This is a genomic window from Streptomyces sp. NBC_00448 (assembly GCF_036014115.1).
Classification (GTDB): Bacteria; Actinomycetota; Actinomycetes; order Streptomycetales; family Streptomycetaceae; genus Actinacidiphila.
The window spans coordinates 4,297,330-4,313,066 of record NZ_CP107913.1 but is presented as its reverse complement, the minus strand read 5'-3'; the positions used below and the strand labels follow the sequence as shown (position 1 = coordinate 4,313,066).

Sequence of the window (15,737 nt, the reverse complement as noted above, 5' to 3'; positions counted from 1 at the left end):
CTGGGCCGGATCGGTCCGGCTTGGTCCGAGGTGGTCCGACGTGGTCCGGCGCGGTTCGGCGGGTCCGGCTTGGGCCGATCGGGGGAGATACCAAAGAAAGCGTTGACAGTAGCGAATGCCAAAGTATCCTTTGGGGTATGAAGCTCAATGATCCCAAGGCGATGCGGGCGCTGGCGCATCCGCTGCGGCTGGATCTGCTGGAAGTGCTGTCGATGGTGGAGTCGGCGACGGCGGCCTGGTGCGGGCGGGCGCTGGGCGTGCCGCAGGCCAACTGCTCGTTCCACCTGCGGCAGCTCGGCAAGTACGGCTTCGTGGAGGAGGCGGAGCCGGGGGAGGACCGGCGGGAGCGGAGGTGGCGGCTGGTCGAGGGGAGCAGGGAAATGCGGGTCGATGTGGCCGGGGCGGACACGGCCGCGGCGGAGGCGATCGGACGACAGCTGGAACGGACCGTGGTGGAGCGGGAGATGGCGGCGATCCTCGGGTACGCGGAGCGCCGGAGCGAGGAGAGCCCGCAGTGGCGGGGGAAGGCCGGCGTGGTGAGCGCGCTCGCGGTCGTCTCCGCGGACGACATGCCGGAGCTAGAGCGGAAGTGGCAGGAACTGCTGCGGCCCTACCTCGCCCGGGCGGAGGCGCGCGGGGAGCCGGGGGTCGAGGTCGGCGACGCGGCGGCGGGCGGCGGGGCGTCGTCGGAGCGACGGCTCGTGCGGTACTTCATGGCCGCGACTCCGGTCGGGGCCTTGGACTGGATGACGGGTGATCCGGTCGAGGGCGTGCCCGCGGGGGCGTCCGAGGGCCGGGGCGGGGATTCGGCCGCCGCTTCCGCGGCGGCACGGGCGGACATGACGGGAGGGGACAGCGATGGCCACGACAGGTGACACCGACATCGACTTCGAGACCGCCGCACCGGTGGCCGGCACGCTCGACGTGGACTGGATACATGGGGTGCGCACCCGATGGCAGCGGGAACCGCATATCCAGGTGCACCGGTACGACGAGCACACGCTGGTGCTGCGCCAGAGCAAGGCGGTGAACTACGAGGCGCCCTTCGTCTTCCTCCTCTTCGGCAACGAGCGGGCGCTGCTGCTGGACTCCGGCGCCACCGCGGACCCGGAGCTGTTCCCGCTGCGCGCGACCGTGGACGGGCTGATCGACGAGTGGCTGGCCGCGCACCCGCGCGAGGGGTACGAACTGGTGGTGGCACACACCCATGCGCACGGCGACCATGTGGCCGGGGACTCCCAGTTCGCCGACCGCCCGGCGACCAGGGTGGTGCCGAAGGAGGCGGACGCGGTACGGGACTTCTTCGGCTTCGGAGAGAGCTGGCCCACCGGGCAGGTCGACTTCGACCTGGGTGGCCGCGTGCTCGACGTGCTGGGCACGCCCGGCCACCACGAGTCGTCCGTCACCTTCCACGACCGCTGGACCGGCATCCTGTTCACCGGTGACACCGTTCTCCCGGGCCGGCTCTATGTCGCCGACTTCCCGGCCTTCCTCGCGACGGTGCGGCGGATGGTGGAGTTCGCCCAGGCGCGTCGGATCAGCCATGTGGTGGGCTGCCACGTCGAGATGAAGCGCCGACCCGGCCGCGACTACCCGCTCGGCGCCACCTTCCAGCCGGACGAGCGGGCTCTCGCGATGACCGTCGGGCAACTCGTCGCGGTGCGCGACGCGGCCGTCTCCGTCGCCGACCGGCCCGGCGTGCACCGGTTCGACGACTTCGTGATCTACCACGAGCCCGGCAAGCGCGAGACCCGCAGGCTGCTCGCTCGCGCTCGGCTCCGCAAGGCGCTGGCCGCACCCCTGCGCGGCTGATCGACGGCGGGACCAGCGGGAGCTGCCGTGCCCGTTATCAGGTCTTGACTGACCGGATGCCTTCCCGGGGCTCCCGGAAACCGGAACGGCGGCGTTACGGTGTGCCCCTCGCGTCCCGATCTGGGGGAAACATGCGCATCCGCACCACCTTCCGCACCACCGGTACCTGCGCTGCCGTGGCGGTGATCGCCGCCTGCGTGCTGCTCACGGGGTGCTCGTCGGGTGGCGGCGGGGGGAGCACGGCGGCGACGTCGCAGCAGCCGGTCGCGGTCGGGCTGACGTCGGCGGAGCAGGTCGCGTCGACGCTGGAGCAGAGCGTGTCCACCATGACGACGACGGTCGTCTACACGGCGGCGACCGACCCGGACCACCTGCTCGGCAAGACACACGGCTACCTGTCCAAGGTGGCGTTCTCCGACTCCCGGGTCCAGCCCGCCGATGTCGAGGGCACCAAGTCCGACGCGATCGTGCGCGGCGGCAGCGTCGAGACGTTCGCGACCTCCGCGCAGGCGCACGCCCGCGCCAAGGCGATCGAGACCGGGGCCCAGGGCTCCGCGAGCGCCGGCGAGTACCACTACTACGTCGGCACCTCGCTGATCCGCGTTTCCCAAGTGCTCACCCCCGCCCAGGCGCAGGACTACGCACTGGCGGCCCAGAGCCTCAAGTGACCTCTGCCGCAGCCGCGTCCACGGAGGCGCGGCGGGGGCGCGGCCGTGGGCAGGGCGCGGTCGCGGACGCGGGTCCCCCCTCGGGTACGGCCGGCCCTCGCATCGTACGAACGGCCCGTTCCGCCGCGGTCGCCCCCGCGCAGCGCGGCCGGTCGCGCCTGCCGGACAGGCGCCGCCGCTCGGGTGTGAGGGGAGGGTCCGCGGGCGCGGTGGTCTTGACATGCCGACGACGGCACGCGCATCGTTTCCACCATTCGATAGGAACCTACCGACTGGTGGAATCCGTGTCGTCAACTCGCTGGACCGTCCACGCCGCCCTCCCGCACCCGGCGGGCGCATCGAGCGCCGCGCGGGCGAGCGGGCTCGCCGGCCGGCTCCGTGCCGCCGTCGGCGCCGCGAAGGTGCTGACCGACCCCGCCCAACTGCGCACCTACGAATGCGACGGGCTGGCCACCGTACGGGTCCGTCCCTCGGTCGTGGTGCTCGCCGAGCGGCGCGAGGACGTCGTCGCGGCGGTACGGCTGTGCGCCGAGGCGGGCGTGCCGTTCGTCGCACGCGGCTCGGGCACCGGGCTGTCCGGGGGCGCGGTGCCGGTGGCCGACGGCGTCCTCATCGTGCTCTCCCGGCTGCGGGCCGTACGCTCCGTCGACCCCGACAACGCCCGGGTGGTGGTCGAACCCGGCGTGATCAACCTGTGGGTGACCCGCGAGGCCGCGCCGTACGGCCAGGCGTACGCGCCCGATCCGTCCTCCCAGCAGGTCTGCTCGATCGGCGGCAACGTCGCGGAGAACGCCGGGGGCGCGCACTGCCTGAAGTACGGCTTCACCGTCAACCACGTCATGGGCGCCGAAGTGGTGCTGCCCGACGGGGAGGTGGTGCACCTCGGCGGCACCGCCCCCGAGCACCCCGGCTTCGATCTGCTGGGCGCCTTCGTCGGCAGTGAGGGCACCCTCGGTATCGCGACCGAGGTCACCGTCCGCACCGTCCAGGCGCCGGAGTCGGTGCAGACCATGCTGGTCGGCTTCCACAGCGTCGCGGACGCGGCCGGCACCGTCAGCGACATCATCGCCGAGGGCATCCTGCCGGCGGCCGTGGAGATGATGGACGCCCTCGCGATCGAGGCCGCCGAGGCGGCGGTGCGCTGCGGTTATCCGCGCGGCGCGGTCGCCGTCCTCGTCATCGAACTCGACGGCCCCCGGGTGGAGGTGGACGAGCAGTTCCGCCAGGTCGAACGGATCGCCACCGCCCGGCACGCCTTCGAGACCCGCATCGCCCGGGACGCGGAGGAACGCGCGCTGATGTGGAAGGGCCGCAAGTCCGCGTTCGCCGCGGTCGGCCGGATCAGTCCCGCGTACTACGTGCAGGACGGCGTGATCCCGCGCACCAAGCTCCCCGAAGTCCTCGACGAGGTGAGGAGGTTGGCGGACGCGGCGGGCATCCGCGTGGCGAACGTCTTCCATGCCGGCGACGGGAACCTGCACCCGCTGATCCTCTTCGACGACAAGGTCGAGGGCGCCGCACACGCCGCCGAGCAGCTAGGGTTCGCCATCCTCGACCTGTGCGTGGCCTCCGGCGGGTCGATCACCGGCGAGCACGGCGTCGGGGTGGAGAAGAAGTCCAAGATGACCACACAGTTCAGCGCGGACGACCTCGACACCATGCACCGGCTGCGCTGCGCCTTCGACCCGGCCGGGCTGGCCAATCCCGGCAAGCAGTTCCCCACCCCGCGGCTGTGCGGGGAACGGCCGGGGGTACGGACGGCGGCCGAGGACGAGGGCCGTGACGCGGCGCTGGGCGAGGTGTTCTGAGGTGAGCGGGGCCAATTCCGCTGCGGGTGAGCCGTTTTCGGGTGAGCCGGGCCCAGGTGGGTCGAGTTCGGGCGGGGGGAGTTCGGGCGGGGGGAGTTCGGGCGAGCCGAGTTCGGACCTGGCGGGCTCGGGTGAGCCGAGTTCGCGTGAGCCGAGTTCGGGTGAGCCGAGTTCGGGTGAGCCGGGGTCGTGGGACCCGGGTTCCGCCGCGCCTGCCTCGACCCAGCCCGGCTCGACCCAGCCCGGCTCGGCCCGGCCTGCCTCGACCCAGCCCGGCTCCGTCGGTGAGCTGGCCGACCTGCTGCGGTCCACCAGCGGCACCCTCGTCCCCGTTGGCGCCGGCACCAAGACCGGATGGGCCGCGCCCGCCACCTCCTGCGACCTGCTGCTGCGCACCAGCGCGCTGGACCGGATCACCGAGTACGCCCCCGGGGACCTGGTGGTCGTCGCGGAGGCGGGCGTGCCGCTGGCCGCCTTGCAACGCCAACTCGCCGCGCACGGGCAGATGCTGGCCCTCGACCCGCCTGAGGAGGGCGCCACGCTGGGCGGCGTCGTGGCCGCCAACGCCTCCGGGCCGCGCCGGCTGCGCTACGGCACCGTGCGCGACCTGCTGATCGGCGTCACCGTGGTGCTCGCCGACGGAACCGTCGCCCGCTCCGGCGGAAAAGTGGTCAAGAACGTCGCCGGCTACGACCTCGGCAAGCTCCACACCGGTGCCCACGGCGGCCTCGGCGTCATCGCCTCCACCACCTGGCGGCTGCACCCGCTGCCGCCGGCCGCCGCGACGGTCACCGCCCGGCTGGACGGCAGCGCGCGGGCCGGCCGGCTCGCCGCCCTCGTGGCCCGCTCCACCCTCACCCCGACCGCCCTCGAACTGTGCTGGCGGCGCGGCGCGTCGGCCACCACCGGCGAACTCGTGGCCCTCTTCGAGAGCATCCCGGCCTCGGTCCACGACCAGGCGACCCGCTGCGCGGAACTGCTGGCCGGCGAAGCCGGCGGCCTGGCCGTGGAGGTCGGCGACGCCCCGCCCGCGTGGTTCGGCGCACGGCCGACCGGACCGCTGGTGCTGCGGCTGGCGTTCGCGCCCGCCGCCCTCCCGCACGTGCTCGACGCGCTGCCACCGGGCGCGTCCGGCACGGCTTCGGCCGCGGTGGGCGTGGCGTACGCGGCTGTGCCCGCCGCAACCGACCTCGCCGCCTTGCGCGCCGCCGTCGCCCCCTACGACGGCTCGGCCGTGGTGCTCGCCGCCGACCCCGCCCTCCGCCCGGCGCTCGACCACTGGGGGCCGCCCGGCGACGCCTTCACCCTGATGACCCGCGTCAAGGACCGCTTCGACCCCGCCCGGCGCCTGTCCCCGGGGCGCCTTCTGGGAGGACTCTGATGACCCCCGCCTCGCGCTCCACCCTCCCGAATCACCCCCACCGGCCAGCGATGCCGCCGACTTCTCCGTGCCCACCACCCGGCGCACGAGATGTCACGGACCGGGTGACGACGGGGCCCGCCGCAGCAGAGCCGGCGTCAGCAGCGCCCGTGAACTCGCCGTGGAACGCGGCGGGGCCGTTGCCGGGAGGACCGCGATGACCGCCGCCTCGCCGCCCGGGAACCCGGACCCCGCGCAGCCCGGTCCGCCGCAGCCGGACGCGCCCCAACCTGAAGCGCCGCGGCCCGCCTCCCCGCCACCCGTCCCTCCGGCACCGCTCGGAGCCACCGTCGCGGCCAGCGCTGACGCGGCGACGGTCGGCCTCGGCATGCCCGGGTTCGGGCTGCCCGGGGGCGCGTTCGACGGGTGCAACCCGCCGGACGCCGCACTCGCCGGCGACTGCGTGCACTGCGGCTTCTGCCTGCCGACCTGCCCCACCTACGTCCTGTGGGGCGAGGAGATGGACAGCCCGCGCGGCCGGATCGACCTCATCAAGGGCGGCCTGGAGGGCGACCTGCTCGACGCGACCGCCGTGCGCCACCTCGACCAGTGCCTGGGCTGCATGGCGTGCATGACCGCGTGCCCGTCGGGGGTGCAGTACGACAAGCTGATCGAGGCCACCCGGGGGCAGCTGGAGCGCCGTACGACCCGCCCGCGCCGGGAGCGGCTGATCCGCGCGCTGGTCTACGGCCTCTTCCCCTACCCCCGCCGGCTGCGCGCCCTGCGCGGCCCCCTGCGCGCCTACCAGTCCTCGGGTCTGCGCGGCCTGCTCGCCCGGGTCGGGCTGCTGCGCCGACTCCCCGCGGTGCTGCGGGCGATGGAGGCGCTGGCACCGAAACTGGGACCGTCGCCCGCGCTGCCCGAGCGGTCGCCGGCGACCGGCACCCGCCGTCGTACGGTCGGCCTGCTCACCGGCTGCGTCCAGGGCACCTTCTTCCCCGACGTGAACGCCGCCACCGTGAGGGTGCTGTCCGCCGAGGGCTGCGATGTGGTGGCGCCGCGCCGGCAGGGCTGCTGCGGGGCGCTGTCCGCGCACGCCGGGCGGCTCCCGGAGGCGGTGCGGTTCGCCCGGCACGTCATCGAGACCTTCGAGGCAGCGGACGTGGACGCCGTGGTGGTCAACGCGGCCGGCTGCGGCTCCCAGCTCAAGGAGTACGGCCACCTGCTGCGCGACGAGGGCGGCGACTGGCCGGCACGGGCCGAGGCGCTGGCGGCCAGGGTCCGCGACATCACCGAACTCCTCGACGAGATCGGCCCGCTCGCCCCGCGCCACCCGCTGCCGCTCACCGTCGCCTACCAGGACGCCTGCCACCTCGCGCACGCCCAGTCCGTCCGCGACCAGCCGCGCCGGCTGCTGCGCGGGGTTCCCGGCGTGCAGCTGCGCGAGCTGCCGGAGCCGGAGATCTGCTGCGGCAGCGCGGGGACATACAACCTGCTGCACCCCGAACCGGCCCGGGAGCTGGGCGAGCGCAAGGCACGCGCGGTGCTGTCCACCGGCGCCCGGCTGATGGTCACCGCCAACCCGGGCTGCTGGATGCAGGTGGCCGGCACCCTCGCCGGGATGGGCGAGCGGATGCCGGTCGCCCACACCGTGCAGGTGCTGGACGCGGCGATCCGCGGCATCCCCGCCGAACGCCTCCTCGCCGACGCCCTGGACGGCCCCGGCACCCCCCTGCCCGTGCCGCGCCGGCCCCGGCCGAGGGCCGAGGCAGAGGCCGAAGCAGAGAGCTGAGTGGCGGTCAGCCGCCGTTGACCAGGCGGATGTAGCGCACCCAGTCCCAGTTCGGGCCCGGGTCGGTGTGGTCGGTGCCCGGCACCTCGACATGGCCGATGATGTGCTGACGGTCCTTCGGGATGCCGTACTTGTCGCAGATCTCGGCGGTGAGGGCGGCGGAGGAGTGGTACATCGCGTCGGTGAACCAGGACGCGTCGTCGACCCAGCCTTCGTGCTCGATGCCGATGCTGCGGGTGTTGTAGTCCCAGTTGCCGGCGTGCCAGGCCACGTCATGCTCGCGGACGCACTGGTCGATGGCGCCGTCGGCCGAGCGCACCACGTAGTGCGCCGTGGCGGCGTGGGCGGGGTCCTGGAAGAGGGTGATGGTGTCGGCGAAGGTCTCCTGGGTGACGTGGATGACGACCATGTCGATCGCGTAGGTGGAAGGGCGGTTGGACGCCGTGTAGTTGGCGGTGCTGGCCGGAGCCCAGGTGGCGCCGGGGTAGTCGACGGTGGCCGCCGCCGCGGCACGGCCGCTGCCGGTCCACAGCTCGCCGGCGAACGCGGCGCCCGCGGCGGCACCCAGCGCGAGGCCGCCGCGCAGCAAGGACCTTCGGGTGTGGGGGAGTCGGGGGCTGCTGGGGCGTTCCATGGCGGGCTCCCTGAGAGGTCGCGAGGTGGTCGAGTCCATGACAAGAACATCGGGCTCGCCCATCGTGGGGCCCGGGTCCTTGGCCTGCCAAGCGGTTCGCGCAATGGCAGAGGTCCACGCCATTGGCGGACCTGCCGCACGGCCCCGCGCAGCCGCCTGCGCGCCGAGTTCGCCCACTCACGCAAAGTAATCACACTGGCCCCCGTTCGGATAACGACTGATGCACGCTCACATCACCGCCCGGCCACATCGCCTGACCGATTTGCCTACTCTCCCTATACCCTGCGCGTTTTGTTCCCATGCCCAACTCTCCGATTCGGCTTGGAAAACGCCTCCGGCTCTATTAACGTTCGATAACGCAGCGCGGTCGTCACCGCCGCCGCCAGGACGGCGGACCGCGCGCTTGCCGAATCCCGTCCGCGGGAACCGGGGACCCGTGAAAATGGGGTGAATCGGGCAGTAGTCAGGCCCGTAGGAGACCTTCTTCCTCCGAACCCGTCAGCTAACCCGGTAGGCGAGAGGGAAGGAAAGGAGAGCGCCCGTCGTGGCGTCCGACCAGCTTGCCTACGCCCCCGCCCGGCCTGACGGCGACATCGCCGGCCAGGAGCGGGAAGATTTCCGACTTCCGCGTCAGCGGGCCAACGCCCTTGCTGCCAGCGGCACTTCCAGCGTCCCGGCTCCCGCGTTCGCCGCGTTCGCCGGTGCCGGAGCGGCGGGCCTGGCCCCCGCGCCGGCCGTCGAGCCCGCCGGGCGCCCCGCGCCGTACCCGCTGCCGGACGCCGGACCGGGTGGCGCCGCGCTCGCCGGCCTGCCGACGTACGACCCGACGGCGCTGACCGTGCCCGCGGCGCCGGCCCCGGCACCCGCACCGGCCCCCGCTCCGGCCGAGCCGATCGCCCCCGCTCCCGCGCAGGCCGAGGCAACGACGCTGCTGCCGCGGCCCGTTGCCGAACCCGAGATCGCCGACACCACCGCGACCGGCCGGACCGGCGACGCCGGGACCGCCCCCGCCGATCCCGGCGAGGCGCTGTGTGCCCGCATCCTCGGCCAGGTCGCCGCCCAGCGCGAGGCCACGGCCCGCGCCGAGCGCGAAGCGGTCGAGAAGGTGGCGGCCGAGCAGGCCGCCCGCGAGGCCGCCGAGCGCAAGGTGCGCGAGCAGGTCGCCGCGGCGAAGGCCGCGGCCGAGGAGAAGGCCCGCGAGGAAGCCGCCGCGGCGGCCCGCGCCGAGGCCGAGCGCCTCGCCCGGCTGGCCGCCTCCTACATCAAGCCGGTCGCCTGCGCCGCGCTCGGCGCGGGTTTCGGCGAGACCGACCCCTGGGCCAACCTGCACAACGGGCAGGACTTCACCGCGCCGACCGGCACCCCCGTGCACGCCGTGCACGGCGGCACCGTCACCTCCGCGGGCTGGGCCGGCAGCGACGGCTACCGGGTCGTCCTCACCCTCGACGACGGCACCGAGTTGAGGTACTGCCACCTGTCGACCATGGTCGTCACCGACGGCCGGGTCACCACCGGCGACACGATCGGCCGGGTCGGCGCGACCGGCAACGTGCCCGCGCCGCACCTCCACTTGGAGGTCCGCCCCGACGGCGGCGCCCCCGTGGACCCGCTGCCCTGGCTGCGCGCGCACGACGTCACCGTCTAGCGAGGCTGCCCGCGTCGAGCGGACGAGCGGAGCCCGGCGACCCCGCGTTCCTTCCGTATGACCGGCCCCACCGCCCCGGCGGCCCTGGCGACCACCCCCCCGGCGCCGGGGCCGTCGGCTTTGGCGGCGCGCCGTGCTCGGACCGTTCCCCGCGCCCCTGACCGGGGACGCGGGGGAGTCCGTCACAGCGCAGGCGACTTGGCGGTCTGCGGGGCCGGTGCCGCGTGGCGGGCGGCGAGGTCGACCAGGGAGATCATGTCGACCGGGGACGTGTCGGCGTCCAGGACGCGGTACTCGAGCGCGGTGAGGATGGCGAGCCGCTCGGTGAGCCCCCAGCGGGGGTTGGTCTCGGCGGCGATCAGCTCGGCCGCGGCCTGGGCGAGCGGATGGCCGGCCGCGTGGGAGGCGTGGATACGGTCGCGGATCCGGAGCAGGTACTCCGCGTTGGCGGCCACGTCCGCGGGCGTCATGACGGGACCGTGCCCGGGCACGATGATGCGCGGTTCGCACGCCAGCACCCGCTGGACCGCCCGGTGGATCTCGTCGAGCGGCCCGGCCCAGTGCACCGGGTGGTCCTCGCAGAAGATGACGTCGCCGGAGCAGACCACGCCCTCGCCGGGCAGGTTGACGATCAGGTCGCCGGCCGTGTGCGCGGGACCGACCTCGATCAACTCGACCGCCACACCGCCGACTGCGAGGTCGAGTCGACCGTTGAAGGTGCGGGTCGGCGGCACGGCCTCGCTCACCCCGAAGTCGCCGTAGCGGCTGAAGTGCCGGTGGAGGTACGCGCCGAGCGGCGTGTCCGGGTCGCTCTCCGCCACCAGGCGGGCGAGTTGGGCCGGGCTCGGCTCCTTGCACAGGTGCTCGCTGTTGGCGTCGGTGCTGACCACCTCCGCCCCGGCCGCCGTGAACACCCCGTTGCCGTACGAATGGTCGCCGTTGCCATGGGTGTTGACGACCGTGGTGATGGCGACGCCCGGCGGGAGTACCTCGGCGGTGAGGTTCAGGAGGTGTCGCGTCAGGTCCGTGGTGTAGGGGGTGTCGACCAGGAGCGCGCTGTCCTGGTCGGTGATCAGGATGCAGTTGGCCAGGCCCCAGGTGTCGTGGCCGTCGGGCAGCCATGCGTGGACCGCGGGCGTCAACGCCCTCAGGCTGCGCGGTGGTTCGATGCTCATGTCGTCCCAGTCTGCTGATGTCGTGGCGGAAGGCAATCGCGGGGATGGTCGTCGCCGGGTACGGAGCCGCGCGCGGGCGCGGGCTCAACCTACGGAACCGGGCTCAACCTACGGAACCGGGACCAGGATCGGAACCAGGACCTGCGTAGGGGCCAGGACCGGAGTCAGGACCTGTGTCGAGGTCCACCGGACCCGTCGTCGCGGGAGCGTGCATCGGCTCCTGCGGCCGCGGCCGCTCGCCCGGGTCGAAGAGTACGAACATCAGCCGTCCGCCCGGCACTCCGAACGGCCCGGCCGCGCACATCGTCGCCCAGCCCGGGCCGAGTTCGGGGTGCAGCAGCGGCCGCGCCCCCTCCGCACGCGGCTGGAGGTACTCCGTGGTCGGGGCGTCGTAGCACGGTCCCACCACCGGGTCGCGCCGGATGTCGGCGATCAGCCGTTGGAGCGTCGTGTCGTTCGGGCGGGCGGTGGCCGCCGCTCGTAACTGCGGTACGAGCAGCGGCAGCCAGCTGTTCGCCCAGTCGGCGAGGGTGACCCGGGCCGCCGGGGCGAGCAGCATCCACCGCATCACGTTGCCCGGCACGCCGTGCGGCGTGAACAGCCGGGCGAACGCGGAGTTGTACGCGACCAGGTCCCATGCCGCGTCGCTGACGTACGCGATGTCCCGGCTGCCGGCCAGCACCCGCCGCCACGGCCGGGGGACGGAACGGCCGACCTGCGGATCGAGCGGGAAGGCGGGCGGGGTGCCGGTGGCGTACAACACCAGCGACTCCCACTCCTGTTCGGTCAGGCACAGTATCCGGGCGATCGGTTCGAGGATCTCGGTGTCGATGACCGCGAGCCGGCCGCGCTCGACATAGCCGTACTTGTGCTCGGGCCAGCCGAGCAGCCGCGTCATGTGCTCGTGGGTCAGGCCCTCGACCTTGCGGCCGCGCGGTTCGGCGCGTGGCGCCAGCCCGAGCGCGGCCGGGTCCTGTCGGGCGCGGGCTCGGGCGAGCAGGTTCCGCATGGCCTGACGGTCGTTCAACGACACTTCTCCCTTGCAGAGTTCGGCCCGCCCGCTGCGGCGCTCGGGCCGTCCCGGTCGGCCCGCGCTCCGGCCGGGCGGCAGGCGGCCGTCATCCGTGTCCGGGCGACAGCTCGGACGGATCGAGCGCGCGGGCCAGCTTGTACCCGACCTCGAAACGGCTGCCGGCGCCCAGGCGTTCCATCAGCGCGGCCATCACATCCTCCACCGCCTGCCGCTCGATGCGGAGTTTGCGGGCGATCCGGTCGTCGCCGTAGCCGCTCGTCATCAGCCGGATCACCGCCCGCTCCAACTCGCCGAGCGCGGCATGCCGCAACCCGGCGCCGGCGAGCGGCAGCGGAGTGGCGCGCTGCCAGTACGACTCGTGGATCGCGGTGAAGGAGCGGACCAGGGCCGAGCCGCGGACGCGGAGCAGCGAAGGGCCGGGCGGTTCGGACCCGTTGGGCCCGTCGGGAGTGTCGGGCGCGTCGGGGGAGCGGGAAGCGCCGGGCGCGCCGTCCAGGGCGTCCGGCCCCGCCGGGCCGTACCCGGCACGCGGCGCGGGCCGGTCGCTCGCCGGCAGGCAGACGGTGTGCCGGTCGAAGATCAGCATGTCGTGCGCGACATGGTCGATCACCCGGACGATGACGCCCGCGTCGGACAACTCCTGCAGGAAACGGGCGCGTACGGGCTCGCCGAGCACCGCGCGCGAGTACACCGCCCGGACCCGGACACCGCGCCGGGCGAGCGCCGCGTCGGCCTCCAACCGCCATTCCAGCTCGGCCCGGTCCAGCGGCGGCAGGTCCTGGTGGAGCGTGTCCGCGGATCGCCGCACCGCGGCCGCCAGTTCGCGCAGCACCAACTCCCCGGCGTGCGGCCCGCTGAACTGGTCCACCGTGACCTGCACCCGCTCCGGCAGCCCACCGGCCCCCTGATCCGTACCTGTGCCCGCACCCGTACCTGTGCCCGTGCCCGTACCTGCTCCGGTTCCCGTTCCCATGCCCATCCCTGCGCCCCCCGCCGTGTAGCCGACATACGGGGGCGCGTGCGGCTCTTGCGTCGCCACGCCCGCCGGTTGTTCGGACTTCATCGCCAGACCGACCTCCCTGGCTCGCCGCGCGCCGCGATCGGCGTCCCCCGACGCGTAGGAGCCCCCCTGGGCCGAGAAACGACCCATCCGGCACAGAGTGTTACAGCAGCATCACTGGATTTCCAGGCCGAATCCGTCCAGGAAATCAATCACCCGAAAGGGTGCATCAGGGGTGAGGTGGGAGGTACGGTGCGCAACGTCATGCGACCGGCGCACCGACCGGTCCCCTGGGCGCCCGCAGCGCCCCTCAAGTACGGCCGGAGGGCCTAGAGATGCTTCGGTACGTGCCGCGCCGGCTGCGTCGGGTCGTACGCCTGCGGAGGGCCGTACGGCGGCGGTGAGTCGTATGGCGGCGGTGAGTCGTACGGCGGCGCCGAACCGTACTGCGGCGCCGAACCGTACGGTTGCGGAGGCTGCGGCGGCCACGTCGGGAACTGCGCGGGCGGGCCCCACTGCCCCGCGCGGGGCGGCGGAATCCGCGGCGGCCACTGCGGGGTCACCGGCTGGTCCAGTGCCACCGCGTGGGCCAGGGCCGGCTGTGCCAGCGCCCGGCGGTGCCACAGGTGGGAGAGGAGTTCGGCCTCGCGTGCGGCGAAGTCGGGCTCGGGGGCGCCGCGTTCGGCGGCCGCGCGCAGGAACGCGAGGTGGGTGGCGAACGCGATGTAGTCGCGGACCGCCCGGGCGGCCTGCTCGCCCACCAGCCGCTTCGCCTCGCGCTTGGCCTCCGCGCGTATCCGCATGGTGCCCAGCGCGTTCGGCTCGCCCACCGCCAGCCAGCCCGCGGCGGCGTACGGCGGCAGGTGCCGGCGGATCGTCCGCAACTCGTTGGACCGCGACCAGAACGCCAGCCACAGCACCAGCCCGAACACCGGCACCATCACCGACACGTACGTCGTCAGGAAGCCGATCGGGGACAGCTCGGAACTGCCGTTCCACGAGCCGTGCAGCACCATCGCCATCAGCCAGCCGCAGACCGGCGGCACCCACCGCCACCGCCAGCGCATCCCCGGCCGCATCGTGGCCGCCAGCGCGAAGCCGATCCCGGTCATCGACGTGAACAGCGGGTGCGCGAACGGCGTCATCAGCACCCGGACGATGAACGTGGCCACGGTGGTGCCGATCCCGTCGCCGCCCAGCGCCTTGTCCTGGTCGAAGGCGGTGCCGAGGTAGAGGATGTTCTCGGTGAAGGCGAAGCCGGTCGCGGTCAGTCCGGCGAGTACGATCCCGTCGAGCAGCGACTCGATGTGGCGGCGCCGGAAGAGGAAGAGCAGCAGCAGCGCGCTGCCCTTGGCGGTCTCCTCGACCAGCGGCGCGACGAACGTGGCCCCCCACTGGTCGGACTGCGTCTGGGTCGCGGAGAACGCCGTGGCGAGCAGCTTCGCGCCGTACTCGTTGGCGAAGATCGCCACCAGCGTGGCCGCGCACGCGCCCCAGGAGAAGGCGAAGACGATGTTCTGCCAGGGGCTGGGCGCCACGTGGTCGAACCACAGGTACGCCCAGACGATCAGCGGCACCGGCAGCAGCGCCAGGGCCATGCCCACCAGGAACGGTTCGGTGCCGATGTGGTGCCGCACCACCGCCAGGATGACCACTCCGCACACCGCGAGCGCGGTGAACAGCGCACCCGTCCGCACCGCCCGGCTCTCCCAGAAGGCGCGCCGCGGCCCGTAGTGCACCGTGGTGGGCTCCCGTGCCGGGTCGTCCCCGGTGGGGGAGTCAGGCGCGGAAGGGTACGAAAACGTCGTCACCATGACGACAGTACGGGGGCGGGACGGCGCCGCGCGAGAGTACGGGACAACCCGGCCCCCGCACGCGCTCAGGTACGGACGAACAGCAGGTCGCGCACCACGTGGCCCTTCGCCAGCCCGGTCCGTTCGAACTTCGTCATCGGCCGGAACTCCGGGCGCGGCGCGAACCCGTCGCCGTGCAGGTTCGCCAGACCTGGTGCGGCGGTCAGCACGTCCAGCATCTGGTCGGCGTACGGCTCCCAGTCGGTGGCGCAGTGCACCACCGCGCCGGGCCGCAGCAGCGGGGTGACCAGGGCCAGGAACTCCGGCTGGATCAGCCGCCGTTTGTGGTGCTTGGCCTTCGGCCACGGGTCGGGGAAGTAGACCCGCAGCCCGTCCAGCGAGGCGGGCGGCAGCATGTCGCGCAGCAGCACGATCGCGTCGCCGTTGGCCACCCGTATGTTCGTCAGCCCGCCGCGGTCGGCGAGGGCGAGGAGGTTGCCCTGGCCGGGGGTGTGCACGTCGACGGCGAGGATGCCGGTCGCGGGATCGGTGGCGGCCATCGCGGCGGTCGCGTCGCCCATGCCGAAGCCGATCTCGACGACGACCGGGAGGCGGGCGCCGCCGACGGCGGGGAACAGCCCGGCCGGGTCCAGCGGGGAGCCGTCCAGTTCCACGCCCCAGCGCGCCCAGTGCCGGTCGATCGCCGCCGCCTGCGCCTTGGTGAGCCGACCGCGCCGCGCGTGGAAGCTGCGGATGCGGTGCTCGCCGCGCGACCCGGCCGGATCGGGCGCGGGCCCGGACGGGAACATCGCGGCGGGGGCGGGTGCGGGGGTGGAGGACGGCGTCGACACAATGCCCTCGATTCTACGGGGGCGGCGCGGGGCGGCGGGGCGACGCGGGGCGGGCGGGACGCGGGAGTAACGCAGGTCACGCGGGTGGAGCGGGTGACGCGGGTCACCGAGCCGCCACCGGTACCCGTACCGCCGGCACCGGCGCCCGTACCCGTACCCGGCGCTC

At 73.8% G+C, this 15,737-nt stretch carries 13 protein-coding genes and 1 riboswitch; of the genes, 7 read left to right on the top strand and 6 right to left on the bottom strand.

Features of this window, described 5'->3' with window-relative positions:
• Nucleotides 1–137: 137 nt before the first annotated feature.
• The 6 genes from OG370_RS18165 (at nucleotide 138) to OG370_RS18140 (ending at nucleotide 7,440) form a co-directional block, all read left to right on the top strand.
• Nucleotides 138–875: an ArsR/SmtB family transcription factor gene (locus tag OG370_RS18165; RefSeq protein WP_328465545.1), complete on the top strand. Its 738-nt coding sequence runs from the start codon at nucleotides 138–140 to the stop codon at nucleotides 873–875.
• Nucleotides 859–1,812 carry an MBL fold metallo-hydrolase gene (locus OG370_RS18160; RefSeq protein WP_328465543.1) on the top strand — a complete coding sequence of 318 codons (954 nt, stop codon included), beginning with the start codon at nucleotides 859–861 and terminating at the stop codon, nucleotides 1,810–1,812. The genes OG370_RS18165 and OG370_RS18160 overlap by 17 nt, the downstream gene beginning before the upstream one ends.
• 131 nt (nucleotides 1,813–1,943) lie before the next feature.
• Nucleotides 1,944–2,480 (top strand): hypothetical protein, encoded by a 537-nt coding sequence (locus tag OG370_RS18155; RefSeq protein ID WP_328465540.1) that lies wholly within the window; start codon nucleotides 1,944–1,946, stop codon nucleotides 2,478–2,480.
• A gap of 284 nt (nucleotides 2,481–2,764) precedes the next feature.
• Nucleotides 2,765–4,288 (top strand): FAD-linked oxidase C-terminal domain-containing protein, encoded by a 1,524-nt coding sequence (locus OG370_RS18150; RefSeq protein WP_328465538.1) that lies wholly within the window; start codon nucleotides 2,765–2,767, stop codon nucleotides 4,286–4,288.
• A gap of 1 nt (nucleotide 4,289) precedes the next feature.
• Complete coding sequence (locus tag OG370_RS18145; protein ID WP_328465537.1) at nucleotides 4,290–5,669, top strand: FAD-binding oxidoreductase; 1,380 nt, start codon at nucleotides 4,290–4,292, stop codon at nucleotides 5,667–5,669.
• 196 nt (nucleotides 5,670–5,865) lie between these two features.
• Entirely contained in the window at nucleotides 5,866–7,440 is a 1,575-nt protein-coding gene (locus tag OG370_RS18140) for a (Fe-S)-binding protein (protein ID WP_328465535.1), read from the top strand.
• Between the two features lie 7 nt (nucleotides 7,441–7,447).
• On the opposite strand, the gene OG370_RS18135 is transcribed toward OG370_RS18140, so the two are convergent.
• A complete protein-coding gene (locus OG370_RS18135) occupies nucleotides 7,448–8,074 on the bottom strand; it encodes an N-acetylmuramoyl-L-alanine amidase (RefSeq protein WP_328465533.1) in 627 nt (208 codons plus the stop codon).
• A 394-nt stretch (nucleotides 8,075–8,468) separates the two neighbouring features.
• A riboswitch (cyclic di-AMP (ydaO/yuaA leader) is annotated at nucleotides 8,469–8,606 on the top strand.
• Nucleotides 8,607–8,618: 12 nt separating this feature from the next.
• On the opposite strand from OG370_RS18135, the gene OG370_RS18130 reads away from it, so the two are divergent.
• Nucleotides 8,619–9,719 (top strand): M23 family metallopeptidase, encoded by a 1,101-nt coding sequence (locus tag OG370_RS18130; protein ID WP_328465531.1) that lies wholly within the window; start codon nucleotides 8,619–8,621, stop codon nucleotides 9,717–9,719.
• Between the two features lie 182 nt (nucleotides 9,720–9,901).
• Here the strand turns inward: OG370_RS18130 and OG370_RS18125 are convergent, their stop codons facing one another.
• From OG370_RS18125 to trmB, 5 genes are all read right to left on the bottom strand, one after another.
• Entirely contained in the window at nucleotides 9,902–10,894 is a 993-nt protein-coding gene (locus OG370_RS18125) for an MBL fold metallo-hydrolase (protein ID WP_328465529.1), read from the bottom strand.
• Between the two features lie 103 nt (nucleotides 10,895–10,997).
• Nucleotides 10,998–11,921 (bottom strand): helix-turn-helix transcriptional regulator, encoded by a 924-nt coding sequence (locus OG370_RS18120; protein ID WP_328465527.1) that lies wholly within the window; start codon nucleotides 11,919–11,921, stop codon nucleotides 10,998–11,000.
• Nucleotides 11,922–12,012: 91 nt separating this feature from the next.
• Nucleotides 12,013–12,900: a hypothetical protein gene (locus OG370_RS18115; protein WP_328465525.1), complete on the bottom strand. Its 888-nt coding sequence runs from the start codon at nucleotides 12,898–12,900 to the stop codon at nucleotides 12,013–12,015.
• A gap of 356 nt (nucleotides 12,901–13,256) precedes the next feature.
• The gene (locus OG370_RS18110) at nucleotides 13,257–14,741 is read right to left on the bottom strand and encodes a PrsW family intramembrane metalloprotease (RefSeq protein WP_328465523.1); all 1,485 of its coding nucleotides are present in this window, start codon (nucleotides 14,739–14,741) and stop codon (nucleotides 13,257–13,259) included.
• 65 nt (nucleotides 14,742–14,806) lie between these two features.
• Entirely contained in the window at nucleotides 14,807–15,529 is a 723-nt protein-coding gene (gene trmB / locus OG370_RS18105) for a tRNA (guanosine(46)-N7)-methyltransferase TrmB (protein WP_328474213.1), read from the bottom strand.
• Nucleotides 15,530–15,737: the final 208 nt, after the last annotated feature.